15 protein-coding genes are annotated in these 23996 nt (G+C 64.1%); 3 read left to right on the top strand and 12 right to left on the bottom strand.

The genetic code is table 11. The features are described 5' to 3' along the window. Nucleotides 1-13: 13 nt before the first annotated feature. The 6 genes from WMO64_RS06355 to WMO64_RS06330 are packed head-to-tail and all read right to left on the bottom strand — an operon-like array spanning nucleotide 14 to nucleotide 3823. Nucleotides 14-490 (bottom strand): PTS sugar transporter subunit IIB, encoded by a 477-nt coding sequence (locus WMO64_RS06355; RefSeq protein WP_349231412.1) that lies wholly within the window; start codon nucleotides 488-490, stop codon nucleotides 14-16. Further along, nucleotides 487-930 (bottom strand): PTS sugar transporter subunit IIA, encoded by a 444-nt coding sequence (locus WMO64_RS06350; RefSeq protein WP_349231411.1) that lies wholly within the window; start codon nucleotides 928-930, stop codon nucleotides 487-489. The genes WMO64_RS06355 and WMO64_RS06350 overlap by 4 nt, the downstream gene beginning before the upstream one ends. Next, the gene (ptsP, locus tag WMO64_RS06345; protein ID WP_349231410.1) at nucleotides 923-2650 is read right to left on the bottom strand and encodes a phosphoenolpyruvate--protein phosphotransferase; all 1728 of its coding nucleotides are present in this window, start codon (nucleotides 2648-2650) and stop codon (nucleotides 923-925) included. Before ptsP ends, WMO64_RS06350 begins: the two co-directional genes overlap by 8 nt. Nucleotides 2651-2667: 17 nt before the next feature. Further along, complete coding sequence (locus WMO64_RS06340) at nucleotides 2668-2940, bottom strand: HPr family phosphocarrier protein (protein WP_349231409.1); 273 nt, start codon at nucleotides 2938-2940, stop codon at nucleotides 2668-2670. A 17-nt stretch (nucleotides 2941-2957) separates the two neighbouring features. Next, nucleotides 2958-3416 carry a PTS sugar transporter subunit IIB gene (locus WMO64_RS06335; RefSeq protein WP_349231408.1) on the bottom strand — a complete coding sequence of 153 codons (459 nt, stop codon included), beginning with the start codon at nucleotides 3414-3416 and terminating at the stop codon, nucleotides 2958-2960. Continuing rightward, nucleotides 3413-3823, bottom strand: coding sequence for a PTS sugar transporter subunit IIA (locus tag WMO64_RS06330; RefSeq protein WP_349231407.1), 411 nt, complete (start codon nucleotides 3821-3823; stop codon nucleotides 3413-3415). The genes WMO64_RS06335 and WMO64_RS06330 overlap by 4 nt, the downstream gene beginning before the upstream one ends. 196 nt (nucleotides 3824-4019) lie before the next feature. On the opposite strand from WMO64_RS06330, the gene WMO64_RS06325 reads away from it, so the two are divergent. Continuing rightward, nucleotides 4020-4370, top strand: coding sequence for a winged helix-turn-helix transcriptional regulator (locus tag WMO64_RS06325; protein WP_349231406.1), 351 nt, complete (start codon nucleotides 4020-4022; stop codon nucleotides 4368-4370). A 145-nt stretch (nucleotides 4371-4515) separates the two neighbouring features. Here the strand turns inward: WMO64_RS06325 and WMO64_RS06320 are convergent, their stop codons facing one another. After that, the gene (locus WMO64_RS06320) at nucleotides 4516-7782 is read right to left on the bottom strand and encodes a glycoside hydrolase family 3 C-terminal domain-containing protein (RefSeq protein WP_349231405.1); all 3267 of its coding nucleotides are present in this window, start codon (nucleotides 7780-7782) and stop codon (nucleotides 4516-4518) included. Between the two features lie 350 nt (nucleotides 7783-8132). On the opposite strand from WMO64_RS06320, the gene WMO64_RS06315 reads away from it, so the two are divergent. Then, nucleotides 8133-8912, top strand: coding sequence for a MurR/RpiR family transcriptional regulator (locus WMO64_RS06315; protein ID WP_349231404.1), 780 nt, complete (start codon nucleotides 8133-8135; stop codon nucleotides 8910-8912). A gap of 290 nt (nucleotides 8913-9202) precedes the next feature. Beyond that, on the top strand, nucleotides 9203-15013 hold the full coding sequence (gene proA, locus WMO64_RS06310; RefSeq protein WP_349231403.1) for an anti-phage protein ProA: 5811 nt from the start codon (nucleotides 9203-9205) through the stop codon (nucleotides 15011-15013). 162 nt (nucleotides 15014-15175) lie between these two features. On the opposite strand, the gene WMO64_RS06305 is transcribed toward proA, so the two are convergent. From WMO64_RS06305 to WMO64_RS06285, 5 genes are read right to left on the bottom strand one after another with little or no spacing between them, the layout of a single operon-like run. Then, nucleotides 15176-19660: an S-layer homology domain-containing protein gene (locus WMO64_RS06305; RefSeq protein WP_349231402.1), complete on the bottom strand. Its 4485-nt coding sequence runs from the start codon at nucleotides 19658-19660 to the stop codon at nucleotides 15176-15178. Nucleotides 19661-19672: 12 nt separating this feature from the next. Then, nucleotides 19673-20119 (bottom strand): ureidoglycolate lyase, encoded by a 447-nt coding sequence (locus tag WMO64_RS06300; RefSeq protein ID WP_349231401.1) that lies wholly within the window; start codon nucleotides 20117-20119, stop codon nucleotides 19673-19675. After that, nucleotides 20101-22266 carry an alpha-galactosidase gene (locus WMO64_RS06295; protein ID WP_349231400.1) on the bottom strand — a complete coding sequence of 722 codons (2166 nt, stop codon included), beginning with the start codon at nucleotides 22264-22266 and terminating at the stop codon, nucleotides 20101-20103. The genes WMO64_RS06300 and WMO64_RS06295 overlap by 19 nt, the downstream gene beginning before the upstream one ends. A 17-nt stretch (nucleotides 22267-22283) precedes the next feature. Further along, a complete protein-coding gene (locus WMO64_RS06290; RefSeq protein WP_349231399.1) occupies nucleotides 22284-23117 on the bottom strand; it encodes a carbohydrate ABC transporter permease in 834 nt (277 codons plus the stop codon). After that, the gene (locus tag WMO64_RS06285) at nucleotides 23114-23962 is read right to left on the bottom strand and encodes a carbohydrate ABC transporter permease (protein WP_349231398.1); all 849 of its coding nucleotides are present in this window, start codon (nucleotides 23960-23962) and stop codon (nucleotides 23114-23116) included. The genes WMO64_RS06290 and WMO64_RS06285 overlap by 4 nt, the downstream gene beginning before the upstream one ends. Nucleotides 23963-23996 lie beyond the last annotated feature (34 nt).

The raw sequence follows: 23996 nt of genomic DNA, 5'->3' as shown, positions 1-23996 counted from the left end.
CGATTCCTCCCTTTTAAAACAGTTTTTCAATGTTCAGCGCCATGTCGGACGGGACCAGCTGATAGTAGATGGACGAGCCCTTGGAGATGATGCGCTTCATGCACTCCACCTCTTCGTCGGTGGCCGCCACATTCTTGTTGAACTTCTTTCGTGCGGGCGTAAGGCCCATGCCGCCCAGGATGATCCGGGGCATGGGGATGCCGCTGTCGATCAGCGCCTCCAGCACGGCCGGGACTTTTACCAGGATCACAATGTTTTCCCCCGCCGCGGGCTCCCCCTTCAGGTCCTGGATGGCATCCGCCTGGGACATCACCTCCACCGCCACGCCCGGCGGCGCGGCAGCCCGGAGAATCCGCATCATCATGGCGTTTTTCAGCAGGGCGTCGTCAATGATGAGAATGCGGTTGCCGTGGGTGGATTTGATCCACTGGGTCACGACCTGGCCGTGAATGAGCCGGTCGTCAATACGGACTAAAACCAGATTTTTCATGCGCTCGCGTCCCCTCTCTTTTGATTGCCGCCGCCGTCCAGCTCGTCAAGATAGGCGTTGATGTCGGCGACAGCGGTCATACCTGCGTCCAGAATATCTGGGAAAGCCTCGTCCAGCGTGGCATAGGACTGGGTGCTCACCGCCTCGATGACCATGGGCAGGTTTAGCCCCGTGATGTGGCGGAATTTGTACTGGGTCATGGCGCCCACCGTCACGTTGAAGGGGCTGCCCGACCGCATGTCGCTGAGGACCAGCACGTCCCCCCGGGTCAGGCTCTCCGCAATGGCGGCGGTCACCGCCTCGCCGAACAGATCCACACTGTCCCCAAGCTGAAGGCCGAAGGTTTTGATCCCCTCCTTCCGCTCTCCGGCGATCAGCTCGGCGGTCTCCAGCAGGGCGCGGGACAGCGTTCCATGGGAGACAAGAATGATATCAAACAAAATGTTCACCTCCCGTCCGACGGGCCGCGAAGGCCCTGAGATATTCCTCGGCTTGCGCCGCTGTGGATGTACTGAGCGCCTGACGGGCGGCCTCCTGGGCCTCCGGAATGGTCAGGACAGCCACCAGCTGCTTGATGCCCGCCACCGCGGAGGCGGACATGCTCAGATGGCGCAGTCCCAGCCCGATGAGGGCGGAGGCAAAGGCGCAGTCCCCGCCCAGCTCCCCGCAGACGCACAGGTCCTTGCCCTGGGCGGTAAAGGCGACGGCCACATCCCGGATCAGCCGGAACATGGCGGGGTGATAGCTCTGGTAGTAGGGCGCCGCGCCCGGCTCCAGCCGGTCGGCGGCGTTGAGATACTGGCACAGGTCGTTGGTGCCGATGCTGGCAAAGTCCGCCTCCCGGGCCAGGAGATCGGCGATCATGGCGGCGGCGGGGATCTCGATCATAACGCCCAGCGCGACATCCCGCCGGAAGGGGATTCCCTCCCGCTCCAGTTCCTCCTGGGCCTTGACCACCGTCGCCTTGGCGGCGCGGAAATCGTCCAGGCTGCCCACCATGGGGAACATGATCCGCAGCTGGCCGAAGACCGAGGCCCGCAGCGCGGCCCGAAGCTGGATGCGGAAGAGTTCCGGCTCCGCCAGGCACAGCCGCAGTGCCCGCCTGCCCAGGAAGGGATTGTCCTCCCTGGGCAGCTCCAGATAGGGAAGCTGCTTGTCCCCGCCGATGTCCAGGGTCCGCAGCACCAGGGGCCTGCCGTCCAGGGCCTCCAGGGCGGCGCGGTAGGAGGTGAATTGGGTGTCCTCGTCGGGCAGGGTCTGGGACTGCATATAGAGAAATTCCGTCCGGAACAGGCCCACGCCGTCCACACAGTCCAGACCATCCAGGGCCTGGGCCGTCACGCCGCCGATGTTCAGGTCCACGTGGATGCGGACGCCGTCCCTGGTCACAGCGGGGGCGCTCCGGTAGCGCTGCGCGGCCTGGGCCTGGGAGAGCACCCGCTCCCGCATGGCCTGATAGCGGAGCAGCGTATCCCGGTCCGCCGCGGCGATGACCTTGCCGTGGACGGCGTCCAGGATCAGGGGAGTCCCCGGCTCGACCTGAGACAGGACCTCCGGTACGCCCACCACCGCCGGGATGCCCAGGCTGCGGGCCAGAATGGCGGTGTGGGAGGTGACGCCTCCCCGCTGGGTCAGGATGCCCAGCACGTTTTTGCGGTCCATGGTGACGGTGTCCGAGGGGTACAGATCTTCCGCCACAACGATGGAGGGCCGGTCGATCTGGGCGAGGGAGCAGGGGGGGAGCCCCAGAATGCAGCGGAGCAGCCGCTGGCCCACATCGTCCATGTCCGCCGCCCGCTCCCGGATCAGGGGGTCGTCCACGTCCCGGAGCAGGCCGGCGAACTCCCGGTATACGGCCTGAACCGCCCAGCCGGCGCAACGGCCGAGGGACTGGATACCGGCGCGGATCTCCTGGTTCATCTCCTCGTCGGACAGAATGGCCAGATGGGCGGCAAAGATGCCCGCCCCCTCTCCTCCGGTCTGGATGGACCGGAGCTCTTCCTCTGCCCGCGCCAGAGCCGCATCAAACAGAGCCAGCTCTGCCGCGGCCTCCCCGGGGGAGATGGAGCGCTCCTTGGCCTGCACAAGGGTGTGGGTGAACACCATCGCCGGCCCGATGGCCACGCCGGGGGAGGCGGTGGTTCCTGTATATTCCCGCATATGTAAACCTCCCGCTGTTACAGCTCGCCGAAACCGCCGTTCACAAGGGCCACAAGGGCGTCCACGGCCGCCTCCTCGTCGGCCCCCTCGGCCGAGACGGAGATGCGGGTTCCCTGGGCCATGCCCAGGGAGAGCACCCGTACCACGGATTTGGCGTTGGCCTGCTTGCCTTTGTCCAGATTTCGGACCGTGACCGCGCTCTGAAATGCGGCCGCCGCTGCGGAGAAGGCCGCTGCGGGTCTGGCATGAAGCCCGGTTTTGTTTCTGACCACAGTTTCTGCTGTTTTCATCGCCGTCCAATATCCTCCTATACTTTGTATTGTCTGACGGGTTTGGGGTCGTCGTCCGGTGCGTTTTGGGCCACGACCCGAACTCCGGCGGAGAGCAGGTAGTTGATGGCGTGCTTGCTGGCCTGTGGGACGGCCAGCTTGTTGGGGAAGTAGCGCCTGTCCGCCAGTGTGATCTCCTCCGGCGCCAGGCCGTGCCGGGCCAGCGCCTCAAAGGGAAGGGGCGTCCTGGCCAGGAGCATGATGCGGCCGGGCTCGCTCTGGGTGGCCAGCAGATACCGGGCGGCAGAGGCGGTGGAGCGGATCTGGACATCCAGCCAGAGGGGGGCCAGAGCCTTGTAGATGTTGGACATGAACTCGTCTGCCACCAGACTGTCGTCAACGATGAGCAGATGGGTGCAGGCGGTCCGGTTGACCCATTCATTGATAATCTGCCCATGAATGAGGCGTTCATCCACCCGGGCCACTGAGATATTCACTGTGATAGTCCTCCTACGAAATCGTTGACATCCATCATCTGTGCCGAAGCCTTTTCCAGGGCGCCGCGGCAGAGGGCGGCCAGGTCTGTTTTACTCTCGCGGGCGGAGAGCAGGTTGAGGAGAAGCGGCAGGCTCATGGCGGTCAGGTGGCGGAACTGGTGGGTCTGCATCAGCTCCGCGGAGACATTGAAGGGCGTGCCCAGAAGCAGGTCGCTCACCAGAACGACCCCGCCCCTGATGAGGCAGCGCTCCAGCTGGGCCTGGACCCTGGCCTTAAAGTGCTCCGCTGTCTCCAGCGGCTCCAGACCCAGCGCATAGACCTGTTTTTGCCGCCCTGCCACCATCTGCGCGCTCTCCAGCAGGGCTTTCGCAAGGGGACCGTGGGAGACCAAAATGATGGAGATCATATGCCCTTCCTTTCTGTGCAGTCTGCCCCGAAATGCGTTTTTTACGTCCCACTCAAAATTTTGATTGACAAGAAATAATCCCGTGTTATTATGGACTCAGGGTATCATTTGTCGAAAATTCTGTAAAGTACGCACCTTGAGGTAACCGATATTGTGCATATTAACCTGAAAATGTATAAAGAAGGGAGAAAAGAGAATGTCAGGCATGAATGAGTGGACCACCAGCTTTGAAGTCGTCCGCCGGCTGGCGGGGGACAAGTGGAAGTTCCTGATCATCTGCTATCTGTTCAACGGCCCCAAGCGGTTTGGCGAACTTCAGTACCACGTGGATTCCATCACTCAGAAAGTGCTGACAGAAAACCTCAGGGAGCTGGAGCATATCGGCATTGTGCAGAGAACGACATATCAGGAGAGCCCGCCCCGCGTGGAGTACGCTCTGACCAGGATCGGCGAGACCCTCCAGCCTATTTTTCAGTCCCTCATTATCTGGAGCCTGAGCTACTCCCACGAGTACCGCAAGAGGATAGAGTGCGAGGCCAGAGAATAAAAAGCAAGCGGCATGCTGCCTGAGAAGACAGCATGCCGCTTGCCGGCGTTTTTTCCGGGGGAAACTGGGATGCGGAACCGGATCTGTTTGCAAAAGTCCGCCTCAGCCCAGAGGGCCGAGGCGGACTTTTGAAGGGAAAGACAGCTCAATACCGTGCGGGACGCTTTTTCTGATCCCGCGCCTTATAGACGGTAATGCCAATGACCAGCACCAGAAGGGCGCCGGCGGCGATTTCCCCGATCAGGCAGCCCGCCTCCCAGGGGGCGAGCCGGTATGTGATGGTGGAGCCGGGGGCCATGCCGTTCATGGCGTTGGAGTTGGCCACCATATAGCACATGTCCTTGGTGGCCTTCTGGAGATATTTCACCGTAGTGGCGCTTGGATTCTCCTGGTCCACAAAATTCTTCCGGTTGGACTGGAGGATGGCCGTGCCGCCGTTGCGGATCAGCTGGTCGGGATACATAAAGTCGTGGAGGGCGTAGTCCGTCAGCGCCGTGCCGTGGAACCCCCACTTGTCCCGCAGCAGGGTCTGGAGCAGGGCGTGGTTGCCGCCGGACCAGGTGTTGCCCACGCAGTTGAACGCCGCCATCACGCCGGTGGCCGCCCGGAAATTTTCAATGGTGTTTGTCTGGCCGTTGCTGTCCACATAGGTCAGATCGGTGACGGCCTCCTTGACGGCAATCTCAAAGGCCTTCAGGTAGATCTCCCGCATGGTCTGCTCGGTGGCCCAGGTCATGAGAATCCACTCCGGGTTCTTGTAGCGGTCCATGGACGGGTCCATATGGGTGCCGCAGTTCCAGGACCGGGCAAACGCCTCCTGGTCGTTCATGGCAAAGTGCTTGATGTAGCAGAACACGCCGTAGTCGGCCGCCCCGGAGATCTCCCGGGCGCAGAGCTTGCCGGCCAGGAAGGGGTCCTCGGAGAAATACTCAAAATTCCGTCCGCTGAAGGGGCTGCGGTGGGTGTTCAGGCCGGGGGCGTACCAGCCGGACATGCCGTTCACAGCGCCCTCCCTGCCCACGGCCTGGCCGATCTCCTCCAACAGGTCCTCGTTCCAGGTGCAGGCCAGCAGGACCTCGCAGGGGAAGGCGGTCATGTAGTAGGTGTCGATGCGCTCGTCCTCCACGCCCAGGGCCTGGTGGCGGAAGGCCTGAGGGCCGTCGTTGTCCAGGGTGGAGGGCTTGCCGTATTCGGCAAAGGCCTCGGTCTGGAAGCCCGCCTTACCCAGAAGCAGCGCCATCTCAGAGGGGGTCCACTGCTGGACATAGGTCTCCCAGAGGGGGTCGTCAAAACTCTTGCCTCTCAGGTCGATCAGTTGGATGCCGGCGTCCACGCCGGTGGCGGGCATCTCGATGTCCTCGTCGTGCAGCAGGGTGGCCGCTTTTGTGGAATAGTCGTTGTCGATCAGGATGGCTTTCAGTTCGTCGGGCATGACGCAGTCCTCCGGCGTGGGGGACGTGGGCCAGGAGGCCTCAAACCCGGCGGCGCGGCTCATGGTCATGTCGCCGTTGGAGACCTTCATGTTGTTGCCCGTCAGCTCCCGGTCAAAGGCGTTTACAGCAGTGGTATAGCCGGTGCCCTCCTGGTTGTGGGCGTAGCGATCGCTGTCCCGGGGGCCGTCATGCTCGTCGTTGTAGATGATGGTCTCGCTGACCGCGTCGGCCTGGGCGAAGACCGCCGCGCTTTCGCCGCCGGACAGCGCCTTGGAGTCGGCCGGGTGGGCGTACGCCCAGGCGTGGCTGCCGTAAACCGTCCCGTCCACCGTGCCCAGGTAGAAGGTATAGTCTCCCGCGTCCAGCACGTAGCAGCAGTTGACCGTGTCGTCGTAGGAGGCGATGTCCTCCTGGTCCACGGCGATGGTCACGGTCTCGCTCTGTCCGGGCTCCAGAATCTGCGTCTTGTCAAACCCGCACAGGACGACCTTGGCCTTTTCGATGCCGCCCGGATAGTAGGGCGTCTCCACATACAGCTCCACCACATCCTTACCGGCCACAGCTCCGGTGTTGGTGACAGCCACGTCAAAGGTGAAGGCGCCGTCCTGATACGCCGCCCTGGTGATGGACTGGGAGAAGGTGGTGTAGGACAGGCCGTAGCCGAAGGGGTACACCACGCCGTTGGTGCGGTTGTAATAGGGGTCTTCCGCCGCGGTCTGGGTCCCGAAATAGCCGTCCGCCGCCGCGGTCTCATAGAAGCGGTAGCCCATGTAGATGCCCTCTTCATAGCTCACGAACATGATGGGCCGCTCCTTGGCGCCGTCCAGATAGGGGATCTTGGTGTCGTACTGGTTGTCGAATTCCCCGTCGGCGTCGTAGTACACATCGCTGCCGAAGTTCATCATCACAGGGGAGGTGAGCAGGTCGGCGGGGTAGATGTCCGCCAGGCGGCCGGAGGGGTTGACCGCGCCGCACAGCACGTCGCCGATGGCGTAGAAGCCGTGCTTGCCGGGGCCGCCCACAAAGAGAATGGCGTCCACCATGGGGTCGTCCTGCAGCTCGCCCAGCTCCATGGTGTTGTTGGCGTTGACGATCACGATGATCTTTCCGTCCTGACCCCGCAGCTCCTTGGCCTGGGCCAGAACCGCCTCCTCCTCGTCGGTCAGCTCCAGATAGTGCTTGTCCGGGTTCACGCCGTACTTGTTGACGCTTCCGCCCTCCTTGGTCATCACACGGGGCGCGTCGTGATACTCGCCGCCGCCCCGGCCCAGCCAGAGGATCTGCACCTTGTTGTCCGCCGCGCCGGTGGTGTCGCAGGCCTCCCCGATCTCCTGGGCGTTGAGCTCGGGCACGTCCCAGGACGCCCGCCATGTATTGGTCATGCTGGGCCGCTGGGGCTGGGTGTTGGTGTCGTGATCCTCGGGGTAGCCGTTGGCCTTTGTGATCTGCCAATCGGTATAGTGCTGCTCCGACCAGTGGATATAGTAGTCGGAGAGACCCTGATTGATCTGGATATGGGAGGCTGCCAGGGCTTCCGTAGGGGAGACCAGGCCGTCAGACCCCACGGCGCCCGACCCGGAGCCGCCCAGGCTGGGGTAGTAGAAGGACCAGCCCAGGGCGTTGACCGTGATCGGATTGTCCTCCGACAGCGCCCGGCCGTTGTTGGTCAGGGGGAGGGTGTTGTTCTGGTTCTTCAGGAGGACGATGCCCTCCCCCTCGGCGCGGCGGGCTACCTCCTGGCCGTCCAGGGCGGTCTGCTCCTGGGTCATCCCCTCTGCGTTGAGATCGTAGTAGTCCGTGTCCCAGTCCTCCGTGCCCCTTGCGGGATTGATGGAGATCTGGGCGCTGCCGAACACCGCGTCCATGACGGTGCTCCAGTACTGCATGACGCCGGAGACCACAAAGGCCAGCACCAGCAGCACGCTGCATATGGGGATAAAAATCGTACCGAATTTCCGAGCGCTCATTTTCTTCTTCATCGTGTTTCTCCTCTTCTCCACGCGTCAGACCGCCTTTCTGCATGCTTCCCGCGCCGGTGAGGCCCGCTGCCGCGGCGCAGTTTGTTGCAACAAAAATAGCAAAAACAGCCACCCCTATCAACGGATTTTCAATCATTGAAACAAAAACCGGGCCCTGTTTCAATCATTGAAACCGGATCGACTTGGCAGCAAAATTGCAGCTTGCCGTCCCGTGCCGAATACCCCCTTCATGTCCCGGCCACGCCGGCTGAAAGCGCCTGATGGCCCCGCTGTCGGTAGACACAAAATGTGAAATATGGTATAATTCTTATAAATACACAGGGACAATAGCGGCGAAATGAGGTGGAACAGTGTTTTACGGCAAGCTTCCGATCATGGTCCTGTCCGAGATGGTAAGCAGCAGGAGCAACACCACCAACGGTCAGATCGCGGCCTATATCCTGGAGCATCTGGAGGAGATCAAGCACGACTCCATCCGCGATCTGGCCGCAAAGACCTATGTCTCCACCAGCTCCATCAGCCGGTTTTGCAGGGACATCGGCCTGCGGGACTATATGGAGCTCAAGGAGCTGTTCTCCACCACCTCTTTGAATTTTGAGACCTGGTCCCAGGCCCCTGACCCGGACGTGCAGCGGGACGAGTATGTATCCGCGGTGCATGACAGCCTGGAGCGGGTGCGCAAGAGCCTGGATATGGAGCGGCTTTACCGCCTGGCCAACGACATCCGCCGCTATCAGAAGATCGCCATCTTCGGCATGCTCAAGGCGGAGACCGTGGCCATGAACCTGCAGTGTGACCTGGCCATGCTGGGCAAGATCGCCACCACCAAGGTCCGCTTTTCGGAGCAGTCGGAGTGCCTGGCCACCGCCGGCCCGGACGAGCTGCTCATCATCTTCAGCTATACCGGCATCTATTATGACTACGGCATGCCGAGGCATCAGACGGACCGCCGCACCCAGCGGCCTAAGATCTATTTTATTACCAGTGATGAGAGCGCAAAGACCAATCCGGCGTACGATGAAGTGATCTGGTTCGACTCCACCCAGACCCAGGTATCCCACCCCTACCAGCTTCAGCTGGTGGGCAGCCTGATCGCACAGTGCTACTCCCACGTACTCGGGAAAAAATGAAAGCAAAAGCGGGCTGCTGCGGCAGCCCGTCAAAAAGACTTTTTCGACAGGCTGAACAGCCCGCTCCCCTTTGACGGAGCGGGCTGTTTTCATGCGGCGTGTTGAGGCGCTCTGTGTACAGGGGGGATCACAGCGGGCCGGATATAATCCGCTGCCCTCTTACCGGCTTCCATCTTGCTGGAATAAACAAGAAGCGGTATAATATTATGACATAATCACTCGAACATCCCCGGATTTCCGGCACAAGAAAAGTCCGCACCCCCAGTGTGGACGGCCAGGAGGGTTTTGCCATGGAAGATGTCGCATCCGTCACGACCAGCACCAGCGAACAGCCCCAGGCTCCGGCAGAGGAGAGCACGATTTCCCTGCAGCCGCAGCTCACTCCCGTGGTCAACTATGCGCTGCAGCAGAACAGACTCCCCATTTTATCCCAGCTGATTATCCAGAACCACACGGACCAGAACCTGCAGGGGCTCACGCTGACGGTGGAGAGCGATCCGGAAGGGGTTCTGCTGCCCTTCTCCCAGCTGATCGAGCAGATCCCCGCCCAGTCCGAGTTTGTACTGCAGCGGCTCCCGGTGTATGCCTCCGCGGACATGCTGTCCGGCCTGACCGAGCGGGTCAGCGGGTCCATCACCCTGCGCCTGCTCCACGACGGCGAGACCCTGGCGGAGTGCCGCAGAGAACTGACGGTCCTGGCCTTTGACGAGTGGCACGGTGTGGGCTACTATCCCGAGCTGGTCACGGCGTTTATCACGCCCAACCACCCCGAGGTATCCAAGCTGACGTCGCGTGCCGCGGAATTCCTGAAACAGTGGACGGACGACCCCTCTCAGGATGCCTATCTCCGGGAAAACCCCAACCGGGTGCGGCTTCAGGCCGCCTCCGTCTACGCGGCGATCCAGGAGCAGAACATCGTCTACTCCATCATGCCGGCCAGCTTTGAGACGGTGGGCCAGCGGGTGCGGCTGTGCGACAGAATAATCCAGGAGAAGAAGGGAAACTGCCTGGAGCTGACCCTGCTCTATGCCGCCTGCCTGGAGGCCATTGGGCTCAATCCCCTGGTGATCTTCCTGCCCGGCCACGCCTTTGCCGGGGTGTGGCTGGAGAACCAGACCTTCCCCGAGGCGGTCCAGGACGACCCGGCCCTGCTGACCAAGCGGCTGTCCGACGGGATCGGAGAGATGGCGGTGGTGGAGTGCACCGTGCTGACCGCCGGAAAGAAGGTGTCCTTTGACGAGGCCTGCGCCACGGCGGAGCGGGAGCTGAATACGCCGTTGGAGTACATCGTCGACGTCCGGAGAGCCCGCCTCAGCGGCATTCGCCCCATCCCCCAGCGCATCCGCACGGAAGACGGCTGGAGGGTGGTCTCCCAGCCCCGGGATGAAGAGGAGATCACCAGCGCGCCCAAGGACAGGGAGCAGGCCGTCCAGGTGGGAGAGAGCCCTGCCGCCGCGGTGGGCAAGGTGGCCCAGTGGGAGCGCAAGCTGCTGGATCTGGGCCTGCGCAACACGCTGCTCAACCTTCGCCTGACCCAGAATGTGGTCCCCCTGCTGGCCGACTCCCTGGGGAAGCTGGAGGACATGCTCTCCTCCGGGGAGGAGTACGGCATCAGTCCCCGGCCCCAGGAGTGGACCAAGCGGGAGGCCTACCGCCGCGACCCGGAGCAGTTCGCGGACCTGGGAGAATACCGCCAGCTGATCCAGGCGGAGTTTGAGAACAAGCGCCTCAGGTCCGCGCTGAACGAGACGGAGCTGGCCCACGCTGTCACCCGGCTCTACCGCACCGCCCGCACCTCCCTGGAGGAGAACGGCGCCAACACCCTGTACCTGGCCCTGGGCCTGCTCCGCTGGTACGAGAGCAGGGCCAGCGAGCGCCCCCGCTATGCGCCGCTGGTGCTGCTGCCGGTGGAGATCGTGCGCAAGTCGGCTGTCAAGGGGTATGTCATCCGGCTGCGGGACGAGGAGCCCCAGATGAATATCACCCTGCTGGAGATGCTCAAGCAGGACTTCGGCATCACGGTGAGCGGGCTGGACCCCCTTCCCCAGGACGACCACGGGGTGAATCTGCGGGCGGTGTACGCCGTGATCCGCAGGGCGGTCATGGACCAGCCCCGCTGGGATGTGGTGGAGACCGCGTTTTTGGGCCTCTTCTCCTTTACCCAGTTCGTGATGTGGAACGACCTGAGAAACCGGGCGGATGACCTGCAGCGCAACAAGCTGGTGCGCAGCCTGATCGACGGGAAGCTGGTCTGGGCCGACGGGGCCATGGAGTCCGACGCCAGAGTGGAGGAGGAGGGCACCCTGCTGCCCATCCCCGCGGACGCCTCCCAGCTCTACGCCATCCAGCAGGCGGCGGCGGGCAGGAGCTTTGTGCTCCACGGCCCGCCCGGCACCGGAAAATCCCAGACCATTACCGCCCTCATCGCCAACGCCCTGGCCCAGGGCAAGACCGTGCTGTTTGTGGCGGAGAAGATGGCGGCCCTCTCTGTGGTGCAGAAGCGGCTGGACGCCATCGGGATCGGGGCCTTCTGCCTGGAGCTCCACTCCAACAAGTCGAAAAAGCGGGACGTGTTGGACCAGCTGAAGGCGGCCACCGAGGTGACCCGGGGGAAACCCAAGGAGTCCTGGGAGAAAAAGGCCGCCCAGACCGCCGCGCTGCGGAAGGAGCTGGACGAATACGCCCAGGCCCTGCATATGCCCCGCCCCTGCGGGCACACGCTGTTCGAACTGGTGGGCCTCTACGAGGACAACCGGGAGGCGCCCGCCATCGCCCCTCTGACGGAGGACTTTATCCGGTCGGCCTCCCGGGAGCGGCTGACGGTCCAGGAGCAGGCTGCGGGCCGCCTGGTGGCCGCCGGACGGGAGGTGGGGCACCCCTCCGGCCATCCGCTGCGCCTGCTGGGCCGGAGGGAGTACAGCCCCACGCTGCGCACCGACATCGCCGGCAATCTCCAGAACTTCTTGCAGGACCTGGACCGGCTGGAGGCCGCCGGGAAGGCGCTGGCCGGAGCCACCGGCCAGCCTGTGCCCCGGCAGGCCGCCCAGTGGGAAAAGCAGTTCCAGTTTGCCGGACAGTTGCTGGACTGGCTGGAGCTCCCCGCCGCCTGGACCCGGGAGGGGGCCTTTGAGGAGCTGCTGGGGAACATCGACCGGTTTTCTCAGCATATCAAGGCGGCCCAGCAGGCGGGACAGGCGCTCTCCGTCCGGTGGAAGGACAGCTTTCTCCAGCAGGACGCCGTACAGCTCAAGGCTGCCTGGACACAGGCCTCGCTGCAGTGGGTTCTGCCCCGGATGCTGGGACAGGGCCGGGTTGTCAAGCTGCTGGCGCCCCATGCCAGGGGCGGCGTGGACAAGGCCAGTCTGGAACAGGACCTGACGCTGCTGGAGACCTACCGCAGCGAGATGCAGCAGGCCGGAGCGCTCCACCAGACCCTGGGTGCGGCCCTGAATGGGCTCAATGAGAATGCTCCGGATGCGCTCCGGGCCATGACGGGCCAGGCCAGGGACCTCTGCGCCGGGCTGCGCCAGCTCACCGACCGGGACACGCCCGCCAAGCTGGGCGGCCAGAGCCAGCTGATCCCCCTGGCCCAGGAGCTGCGGCAGGCGTGCACCGCCGTCCGGGCGGACTGGGAGAAACTGCTGCCCCTGCTCCAGCCCGACCAGACCCGCTGTGCCGCCATGACCATCGACGAGATGGGACAGGCGTGCCGGGAGGCGGCGGACGGACTGGAGGGTCTGAAGGACTGGTGCGTCTGGAACGAGGCCTGCGCTGGGGCGAGAGAGCTGGAGATGGGGAGCCTTGTGGACGCCTACTCCGGCGGTCTGCCCCACGACCAGGTGCTTCCCGCCTGGCGCAGGGCCGCGGCTGTGGCCCTGATCTCCTCCATTGTGGACGGAGACCCGGCGCTGCGCCACTTTTCCGGCGCTATCTTCAACGAAAAGATTCGGCAGTTCCGGCAGCTGGATGACCAGCTCACCAGGCTGGCCCAGACGGAGATCTTCTGCCGCCTGGCGGCCAATGTGCCCGACTTCACCCAGACGGCCGCCGGCAGCTCCGAGGTGGGCATCCTGCAGCGGGCCATCCGCAGCGGCGGCCGGGGCGTCAGCCTCCGCAGGCTCTTTGACCAGATCCCCACCCTGCTGCCCCTCCTGTGCCCCTGCATGCTGATGAGCCCCCTCTCAGTGGCCCAGTATCTGGACCCCGGACACAAGCTATTTGACCTGGTGGTCTTCGACGAGGCCTCCCAGCTGCCCACCTGCAAGGCGGTGGGGGCCCTGGCCCGAGGCGAGAACGCCGTCGTGGTGGGCGACCCCAAGCAGATGCCGCCCACCAGCTTCTTCACCAGCAACACGGTGGACGAGGAGAACCTGGAGCAGGAGGACCTGGAGAGCATCCTGGACGACTGCCTGGCGCTGAACATGCCCCAGAGCCACCTGCTGTGGCACTACCGCAGCCAGCATGAGAGCCTGATCGCCTTCTCCAACCGGGAGTTCTATGACAACCGGCTGTACACCTTCCCCTCGGTCAACGACCGGGAGAGCATGGTCCGGCTGGTCCATGTGGACGGCTGCTTCGACCGGGGCAAGACCAGGCAGAACCGGGGCGAGGCGGAGGCGGTGGTGGCCGAGCTGTCCCGCCGGGCCCATGACCCCGCGCTGAAGGGGCGCTCTGTGGGCGTGGTGACCTTCAACATCAATCAGCAGAACCTGATCAGCGACCTGCTGGACGAGGCGTGCAGGACGGACAGTACCCTGGAGGAGTGGGCCTACCACAGCCCGGAGCCGCTGTTCATCAAGAACCTGGAGAACGTGCAGGGCGACGAGCGGGACGTGATCCTCTTCTCCATCGGATACGGCCCGGACGAGCAGGGCCATGTGACCATGAACTTCGGCCCGCTGAACCGGGAGGGCGGCTGGCGCCGCCTGAACGTGGCGGTGTCCCGGGCGCGGCAGGAGATGGTGGTCTACGCCACGCTGCGGCCCGACCAGATCGACCTGTCCCGCAGTCCGGCCCAGGGCGTGGCGGCGCTGAAGGACTTCCTGGCCTATGCCGCCAGCGGCACGCTGAAGGAGAACGCCGCCTCTGCCGGCGACGCAGGGACGGAGATCAGCGGGATCGCCCGGGACATCTGCGCCGTACTGGAGGAAAACGGGTACCGCACTCAGTGCATGGTGGGCCACTCCAAGTACCGGCTGGACATCGGGGTGGTGGACCCCGGCCATCCGGAACAGTATCTGGCGGGCATCCTGCTGGACGGCGGGAACTACCGGGACGCCCGCACCACCAGGGACCGGGAGCTGGCCCAGCGCATGGTGCTGGAGCGTCTGGGCTGGCGGCTGTACCGGATCTGGACCATGGACTGGCTGGAGCAGCGCAAAAAGGAGATGGAGCGCCTGCTGGCGCACCTGAAGGAGCTGGAGGAGGCCCAGGCCGTTCCGACCGCCCCTGTATCTGCCCCGGAGCACGCAGGGATCGAGCAGAACGTGGATGCCGCTGCGGCGGTGATCGAGGCCGGACCTGTGCAGGAGCAGGAAGGGACGCCCTACCGGCCGGCAAAGCCCAAGGCCAGGCCCCTCAGCGCGGATGACTTCCTTCTGCCCAGAAATCAGCGGCTGATCCTCAGTGTGCTCCGCCAGGTGATCGACCAGGAAGGCCCCGTCAGCGAGGCGCTGCTGATCCGCCGTACCGTGCAGAGCTTCGGCATCGCCAGGGCGGGCTCCCGGATGCAGAACCATCTCCAGACGCTGCTGTCCACCCTCGGGGCCAGGACCACCGCCCAGCAGGACGGCCGCTTCTATTGGGCGCCGTCCCAGGAGCCGGACAGCTATACGGAATTCCGCACAGGCGGCGAGGCGGAGGATAAACGGGACGCCAGAGATCTGCCGGTGCAGGAGATCGCCAATGCCGCCGTGGCGGTGCTGCGGCGGCAGGTGGGCCTTCCCGAGGAGGACCTGATCCGGGAGGCCGCCCGCCTGCTGGGCTACACCCGCCTGGGCGGTCCCATGCGCCAGGCCATGAGCGGCGGCCTGGCCTACGGCCTGGAGCGGGGACGGCTCAGCCAGAGCCGCCCGGGCTACTATGTCCTCTCCCAGGAATAGAGGCAGCGGCCGGAGCGGGCAGACCGGCCTGAGAGAACAAAAACTCCGTGCTTTCCTGTACAGGAAAGCACGGAGTTTTTTATGTCCGATGCAATCGCGGAACAGAGGCCGTCCCGGCGATGGCTGATCTACGCCTGGGGACCGCCGGGGCGAGGGCTGCCGTTATGCCTGCATCCCGCGGTGGAACCGCATGAGCATCATGGCGACCTCAGCGCGGGTGGCGGTGCCCTGGGGGTCCAGCGCGTTTCCGCTCTTGCCGGTGAGGATGCCCCGGCCTACGGCCCAGGCCGTGGCGTCAGCCGCCCAGCCGGAGACGGAAGCGCCGTCGGCAAAGACGGTCAGGTCGCCGGCCTCGCCCTGGGCCAGGTCCTTCCATGCCGCATACCGGTACAGAATGACCGCCAGGGACTCGCGGGTGATCTCGTCCTCGGGGGCGAAGCGGGTGTCGCTGACGCCGGTGACGATGCCGTTGGCAGCCGCCCAGGCCACTGCATCGGTGTACCAGGTGCCGCCGGGCACGTCGGTGAAGGGGCACGCGCCTGCCTGAGGCTCGCCCTCCAGGCGGTAGAGCACGGTCACCAGCATGGCGCGGCTCATGGACAGCATGGGGCTGAAGGTGGTCTCGCCGGTGCCGTTCATCAGGCCCTGCCCGGTGACGTACGCCACTGCCTCGGAGTACCACACGCCGTCGGGCACGTCGGTGAAGCCCTCCTCTGCCCCGCCGCCCTCAGGGGCAAAGACAGCGGTGACAGTGACCTTGCTGCCGGGCATGGTGAAGGCGTACCCGCCGCTGGCCAGCGCCCGGAGGGTCAGCTCGCTGCCGCTGGCGTCCACAGCCTTCAGGCTGTCCAGAACGTAGCCTTGGGCGGGGACGGCGGTGATGACCACGGTGCTGCCCATGGTGGCGTAGTCCTTGTTGACGGTGACGGTGCCGTTGGCGGCGTCGTTCACAGTCACGGTGCTGGTGGGAGCGGAGCTCACATCGGAGGTGTCCACCTCGTTGGTGGCCTCACAGACCACGGTGCCGTTGGCCGCCACGGGGACGGTGACATAGCTCACGGTCACGCCGTTGACGTCCTTCTGCTGGGCGGACAGCTGGACGCCGTCCACGTTGACATACTTGTACTCGCCGTAGAACCGGGCCTCCCACTCCAGGGCGTTCTCGCTGTGGTTGGTCAGGGTGCTCTTGGTCAGGCCGTCGTGGGCCAGGTCCAGCTCGTGGTCGCCCATCTGGATATACTTGACGGACACGTTGCGAACCTCGTCGGGCAGGCGGGGCGCGGTGACCACCTTGTGGTTGTAGGCGTCGGCCTCCATGCCCATCATGCCCTCCACGGTCTGGGAGATGATGGTGAAGGAGATCTCGGGGTAGTCGCCGTTGGTGCCCTGGCTGGGCCGCTCGTGGGGATCGTCCTTCACGCTGAGGATATAGGTCATGTACTTCCAGGCGTCGTTGGCCCGGTTGTAGGGGAAGAACACGTCGGGCAGGTAGGACCAGGCCTCGATGTTGGAGGGGGAGTTGGTCTTGTCGCCGATGTGGTCGCCCACCTCATCCGCAATGAAGTCCAGATAGGCGTCGTTGCGCGCGCCCGGCTCGGTGATGAGCTTCATGGGCATGAACCAGCTGTTCTCCTTGCCGAAGTCGTCGTACTTGGTGACGCCGTCAGTGCTCAGAGCCCGGGCGTAGAGGCCGGTGCCGTCCTCGTCGTCGGGCATGACGCTCCACTCCTCGTTGAAGTAGCGCTTGAGCTCGTCGGCCTTGGCATACCACGCCTCGCTCTCCTCCAGCTCGCCCCGCTCCTTGAGCATGGCGGCGTAGGCCAGGGTGGCCTGGTACTGGGAGCCGATGGCGTCGCCGGCCTCGATGATGGGCTGGCCGCCCCGCTCGTTGTAGGTGCAGGAGCCGGAGAAGATGCCGCCGCCGGTGCCCTCGGCGATACCGTTGCCGTTGGTGTCGTGGAGCTCCACAAAGTCGGTCATGACCTTGGTGTAGAAGTTCCACATGGTCTCGTCCTCGATGTAGCGCCGGTCGCCGCTCCACAGGTACTGCTTGTAGGCCTTCTCCACCAGCTCGAACTGGGCCGGGACTTCCCGGACGAAGTTGTTGTCGTTCTTGTAATCCAGGGTGTAGATGGAGCCGTCAAAGTTGAAGGCCCAGCCGGTGTACCAGTCGCGGGATTCAGAGGCGAAGGCGGCAAAGGTGTGGAACATGTTCCAGTTCTCATTCCACAGGCCCACGATCTGGCCGCCCACGGCCTGGTGGACAAAGTCGCGGCCATAGAAGGCGGTGCGGTCGTAGTAGCCCGCCCAGTAGGAGGGCATGTAGTCCACGGGACCGGTACCGGCGCCGCTCTCGGACTTGTTGATCAGGCCGGACTTGCCTGTCATGACAAACTGGTTGGTCTTCTGCACCGCCCAGTTGAAGCCCTCGGTCAGGATCTCGTTGTCGCTGGTGAGCACCAGGCACTTCTCCGCCACGGTGACGGTGACGGTCCAGGTGGCGCTGCTGCTGCCGTTGGTGATGGTGAACTCCACAGGCTCGGAGAAATCCACCGCGCTGCCGGAGGCGGGCTGAATGGTGGCACCCTCGGACACCTTGCTGGTGACGGTGAGGGCGGTGACGTCGGTCTCGTAGGGGACGGTGACGGCAATGGTCTTGGCGTCGTTGTCCATCTTCACGGAGGTGGCGCCTTCCACATCAAAGGCGTGGAGGGTGACGAACTCGGGCAGGTTCTCCTTGTCCTTGTAGAGGATCTGGAAGTCGTCGCCATAGATCTGGCTGCAGCCCTCAGCGCCCTTCAGATAGAACTCTACCTGAGTGCCGCCCTCAGCGGCAAAGGTCAGCTCCACGAACTGATACTCGCCGCTGGTCGCGGGCAGGGTGATTTCCTGGAGCACCGCTCCGGAGGTGGTGCGCACACCCAGCGTTCCTGCAGCGGTATCGGTATTTATCCAGGCACCTGCAGTATAATTTGCAGTCATAGGAATATCTGCGGTATAATATACCTCAGCGTCGCTGTCCCCGGCAAAGATACGGGCAAACCGGAAACCGCCACGTGCATCGTTGAAATTATTGGGCATACTGCCGCCGTTTTTGGTGGCCCAACCCACGGGCTGATAGCTGCTCTCAATCTCGAGGCCGGGGTTGCGGACATAGTTGATGACCACGGGGCCCTGTGCCTCAGTCGTCACAGTCTCGCCCGCCTTGCCGTAGCCGTCCACAGGGGTAACCTCGAACTTGATGTACTTCCCGTCCAGGTCGTCGGTGAGCGCCAGAGTCTTGCCGGTCTCACCCTCAATGGCGGTGTACTCGCCGTCAATGGCGTCGGCGCTCAGCCAGCGGAAGGCGGTGACACCCTCCTTGCCGCCCTGACCCTCGTCAGTGTCGGTAAAGGTGTAGCTGCCGGTGAGGATCTGACCGGAGTGGAGGATACCGGTGAAGGCCACATCGGTGGCGGTGGGGGCCTCGTTGGGGATGCTGGAGGTGTCCAGAGTCAGGCTGGCGTTCTCCACGGTGCAGCCGTCGGACACCACGATCTCGGCCATGCTGTCCAGCTCCAGACCGGTGAGGGACAGCTTGCCGTCAGCCACCTCCTGGCCGTTGACGGTGACAGTGCCGCCGGTGATGTCGGCGGTGAAGATGTAGTCACCAGCCCAGGGCAGACGAACGGAGGTGGTGCCCTCCAGGGTCAGGCCGGAGAGCAGGTTGTAGGCCACCTGGGAGAAGTCATAGGCAAAGGAGATGTCGTCGCCGTTGGTCCAGGCGCTGCCGCCGGTGACATAGACGGTGACCTCGTCGCCCTGCTTCAGCTCCAGGGTCTTGAGGGCGTGGGGGGCGCTGTAGGTGGCGCCGTTGGGCAGAGTTGCGGAGTCCAGAACCTGGTCGCCGCTGTCCTTGATGCCGAACACCGCGCCGCTGCCGCCGGTGGCGATGTAAGCGGAGGTGGTGTAGCAGCCGTTATAGGGCACGGTCACAGTCTGGCGGATGGCGTTGCTCTCACCGCCGTCCAGGAAGAAGCCTCTGGAGCCGGTGTGGGGGTTGTTGGTCTGAATGCCGGAGCCGGAGCGCTGAGGGGTGCCGTCGCCCTTGCTGTTGGCAAAATACCAACCGGTACCGCCGTTCTCAAAGCCGGGGTCCTGCAGCAGGTTGCCGCTGTAATCGGGCGCGGGCTCGGGATAGTTGACGTCCACGACCTTGATGCCGTTGCCGTTGACCCAGTTGCCGGTGGCGCTCCGGGTGGCGTATACCTCGATGACGTCGTCCTGCTGGAGGTCAAAGGTGCCCAGTTCGATCAGGTCGTAGTCCAGCCCGCTGGCCAGCTGCTCCTCTTTCAGGACGTCGCCGTCGGCCATCTTGACGCCGAAGGTGCAGTCCACAGTGCCGGAGGCGGTGGCCAGCTTCCCGGAGACGGCGTAGGTACCGTCGGCGGGGATGGTGATCTTCTGGCTCACCCGGCCGTCCTCATCCAGATAGAAGTGGCCGCCGGACACGCCGCCGTTGACAAATTCCCAGTTGTCCTCGGTGAGAAAGTCGGGGTTCTGGACCAGGTTGGGGCCCTCTGCCGCCAGCGCCGCGCCGGGCAGCAGGCCCAGCAGCATGGCCAGAACGCACAGCAGGGAACAGGCGCGTTTCGCAGTCTTTTTCACAGCTTTTCCTCCTCATTTCATTGGCGCGGTAATTTGAAACCTCACTGGAAACGGGAATGTATGGAATTCCGAATGCACCTCCTTGTTCTCTGTGATCTTATAGATTGCCTCGTCGGAAAGGGTAATTACCTCGTGCCACACCGCCTTGTACAGGCACACCGGCGCGTCCAGCAGAAAGGCGTGGAGCTGATCCGGCGCGTGGGGCTCGGCGCACAGCAGGACGCCGATGCCTGAGACCGGCTCAAAGCTCTCCATGGAGGTGGGGTGGCACTCCAGCCGCTCCGCGGTGCGCTGGCGCACCCGGAACATGGCGATGCGCCAGGGTTCGATCTCCTCCCGGATGACCACCTCAAACCGGGGGTCCTCCGGGTGCTGGGAGAACTGGATGAGCCGCCCGAAAGGGGCAAAGGCTTCCTCACTCAGCAGCTCAAGCGGGATGTTCACGCCAGTGTCAGGCATAGGTCCGCCTCCTTGTTCTCAAATGTCACCACAGCGGTGGTCAGCGCGCCCTGTTCCAGCGCAGCGGTGCAGCCCCTCTGTTCCCCGAGGGCAAGGGACATGCCGCCGGGCGTCCAGATGTGGTAGCGGAAGGTCTCGCCCACAGGACCGGTGAGCCTGAGACGGAGGGCCTTGCCGTCCCAGAGGTGGGACAGGATGCTGACCGCGTCCATGGACACATGCCGGTCGGAGGCGATGACCGCGGGGTGATCGGGCCTCTGGTGGAAGGCCACGGCCTGGCAGCAGCCCAGGGCCAGAGGGGGGCAGTCCACGGTGCCGCTCACCTCGCCCAGGAACTCCTGCGCCCAGAAATCGTAGGCCAGATAGGTCTTGTCCGGGTCCAGGGCCAGCCGCTCCAGGGGCAGCCGTCCGGAGGCCAGCGGCGTGGTGGCCACCCGGAGCATGACCCGCCAGTTCATGCCGTGGTGGACCATGGCAAAGGACCAGAGGCTGGAGAAGGGGTGGAGGTTGTCCCGGTCGGGGGCCCAGCCGGCGATGTTGGCGGCCTCCTGGGCGCTCACGTCCTCCATCTCCACCGGCGTCTCGTGGGACTGGACGGCAAAGCCGTGGAGCTTGGTCCAGGTGTAGGCGGGATACTCCAGATTCAGGGGCCCGGTCTCACCGGTACTGGTGGTCAGGGGCGGCAGGGTCCTGCGGAGGATATCCAGCTTCTCGGCTGTGTAGGCCTCGGCGGTGTCGCTGAGCATGTACAGCTCGCCGGACAGGCTGATGAGGGAGAGCACGCTGCGGGCCCACTCCGGCTTGGTGCGTACGCACACGTGGTCCGGGTCGTTGAGGAAGAGCACCCGGTGGGCGTGGAACCAGCGGGCGGACTCGAAGAGCTGCATCCGCACCCCTGCCCAGGTGGGGTTGGCGTCCATGGAGATGCGGCAGGCGTCGGCCACGCCCACCACCTCGTGCATCTCGCCCCAGCTGGCCAGGTAGTACATGTCTTCGCCCATGCCCCTGCGGCCCGCCTCCATGAAGGCGCGGAACCGGGCGGAGGCGTCCTCGTTGGTCATCAGGCCCAGGCGGACGCACTCGTGGAGGCCGTCAAAGAGCAGGTGGCGGATGGCGTCGATCTTGATGTAGCGGTAGCCCTTCTCCCGCAGGGCGGCAAAGAGGGGCTCCACATGGGCGGCCAGGGTCTCGGGGGTGCAGTTGTAGAGGAAGTCGATCCACTCCCCCGTGAGAGGCTCCCCATCGTGCCAGATGACGGCGTCGGGATGGGCCGTGGGAAAGTCGGGGTTGGTGATGTTGGCGTTGACCCAGATGGCGGGGGCCAGGCCCTTTTCCGCAGCCGCCGACACGATGCTCTCGTGGCCGCCGGGAAACTTCTCGCTGTCACAGCACATCCAGCCCTGGGCCATGGTCATCTCCGCCTTCACGGGCAGGGGCATGGCCTGATAGCCGTCGTCCACCTGGAGGTACTCCAGGCCGTAGGGGGACAGGTGTTTGCTGAGAAAGTCGGCAACGGCGCGGACCTTGCCGATGTCGATGTCCCGGCGGTAGGCCTCCCAGGAGCACCAGCCGGCCACCGCCTTCTGGTTGGGACGGCGGAGCCAGGGGCGGTGGAAGCGGTAGCCCAGGTAGCTGCCGTAGTACCGGGGGCGCAGGTTGAGATACAGGGCCTGCATGGTCAGCTCCGCCTCAAAGACGGCGGCGACCCAGCCGTCCGGCTGCTCCTCCATGGCCTGGGCGGTCCAGCGCCAGGGGAGGCCATGCCAGTCCAGAAGCAGGTCCCACTCCGTGTCGTAGAAGCCGTTGACCCCCCAGCTCAGCACACCGGGCTGGGTGCCCAGCACCGCCTGCTCGCCCCTGGCCCGGTGGGGCCGCAGGTTCAGCGCTCCGGCGTGGCCCCGCAGGGTGATGCGGGCGGTGCAGGGGGTCTCGCTGGCCAGATAGAGCTGCTGAATATACTGGATGCTCTGCATGGAGCCGTCCGACCCGTGGCGAAAGCCCAGATCCGTCCCGGCGGGCACCTGTACTTCGATCACGTTGACGCCGTTGTACTCATAGGTGAGCAGGCCCCGGTCCTGATCCCAGTGGTGCAGCGCGTGTGCCAGCGGCGGCTCCTCTATGATAGGATGAAAGCGTTCGTTATTCAATAGAGCGGCTCCTTCCATTATTTGATGGCGCTGTCCACCATGCCCTGGATAAAATACTTCTGCAGGAACAGGAACGCGATGACAATGGGCAGGATGGCCAGAAGGGCCGCCGCCGCCGCCGCGTTGACGTTGCTGGTGGTCTGGGAGAAGTAGGACGCGATGGCCAGCGGAATGGTGCGCAGCTTGGGGGACTGGAGCATGTACAGGGAGAACTGGTAGTCGTTCCAGCAGTGGACGCCGGTGAGGATGACCACCGAGGCCGTCACCGGCTTGAGCTGGGGCAGGATGATCTGGAAGAAGGTGCGCACCGGACCGCTGCCGTCGATGGCGGCGGCCTCGTCCAGGGCGTTGGGGATGGAGGAGATGAAATTGGTGTACAGGAAGATGCTCAGGGGCAGCTCAAAGGTGACCAGGATGATGATGATGCCCCAGAAGCGGTTCACGCCCTGGAGCTGCACCATCACCGAGTAGAGGGACACCAGGATGGACAGGGGCGGCACCATCATGATGCCCAGGGCAAAGCCCTTGATGCCCATGTTGAGCCTGGTGCGCCGCCGGGCCAGGGGATAGGCCGCCAACGCGCCGATGACTGTGACCAGGAACACGGCGCCCACGGTGATGATCAGGCTGTTGAAGATGGCCAGCAGGATATCTCCCTCTTGGATGGCGCTCTGGAAGTTCTCCAGGTGGAGCTGGGTGGGGAAGATCCAGTAGGAGCTCAGGTTCTGGGGGGAGCGGAAGGCCACGCTGAGCAGGATATAGAACGGCGAGAGGAAAATGGCCAGGATGACGAGGGCGATGGGGATGCGCCACCAGGCCCGGCGCTTGTTCGTTTTAGGCTGTCTGCTCACATCTGGACCTCCTTCCGGGTAAAGTATCGGGTGACCAGGGAGCTGATGACCAGGATCAGCAGGAAGGACACCAGGCCGATGGCCGAGGCGTAGCCCGCGTTTTCGCTGCCGAAGTAGGTCCGGTGGATCAGGGTGGACAGGCTGTGGGAGGCGTAGCCCGGTCCGCCGGAGGTGAGGGCCATGATGATGTCGAAGAGCTTGAAGCCGCCCACCAGGTTGACCACCACCGACGACTGGATGGCGGGCATGAGCAGCGGGAAGGTGATGTAGCGGAACTGGGAGACCGTGCCGATGCCGTCCACCTTGGCGGCCTCATAGTACATGCTGGGGATGTTCTGCAGGCCCGCCAGATAGATGACCATGGACACGCCCACGAACTGGAGGGCGTTGATGACCGTCATGATGATGACCGCTCTGGGCCCGCTGGCCATCCAGTCCACCATCTCGCCCCCCAGGGCCACCACGATGTCGTTGATGGCGCCCCGGTTGTAGGAGAAGAAAAAGTACATCACGTAGCCCATGATGAGGGGCGCAATCATGACCGGCAGGTAGATAATGGTGCGCAGCAGGGAGCGGCCCCGGAACTTGCTGTTGAGGAACAGGGCCAGAGCCAGGCCGATGACATTTTGCAGCAGGGTGCTTCCGAATGCGTAGATCAGGGTGTTCAGAATGGCGGTCCCCATGTTTTTGTCGGTAAACAGCCGCAGATAGTTGTTCAATCCCACCATCCGATAGCTCTGGGAATAGCCGTTCCAGTTGGTCAGGGAGAGAAAGCCTCCCTTGAGAAAGGGGTAGATGACAAATACGATGAACAGCAGTACGGCAGGCAGATAGAAGAGATCCATTTTGTACTGCCCCATACGGGCTCGCGGCCGTTTT

The sequence above is a fragment of the Pseudoflavonifractor intestinihominis genome, from assembly GCF_040096055.1.
Classification (GTDB): Bacteria; Bacillota; Clostridia; order Oscillospirales; family Oscillospiraceae; genus Pseudoflavonifractor; species Pseudoflavonifractor intestinihominis.
Note: the sequence above shows the minus strand (reverse complement) of the source record. Positions and strands in the feature narration are given on the sequence as shown.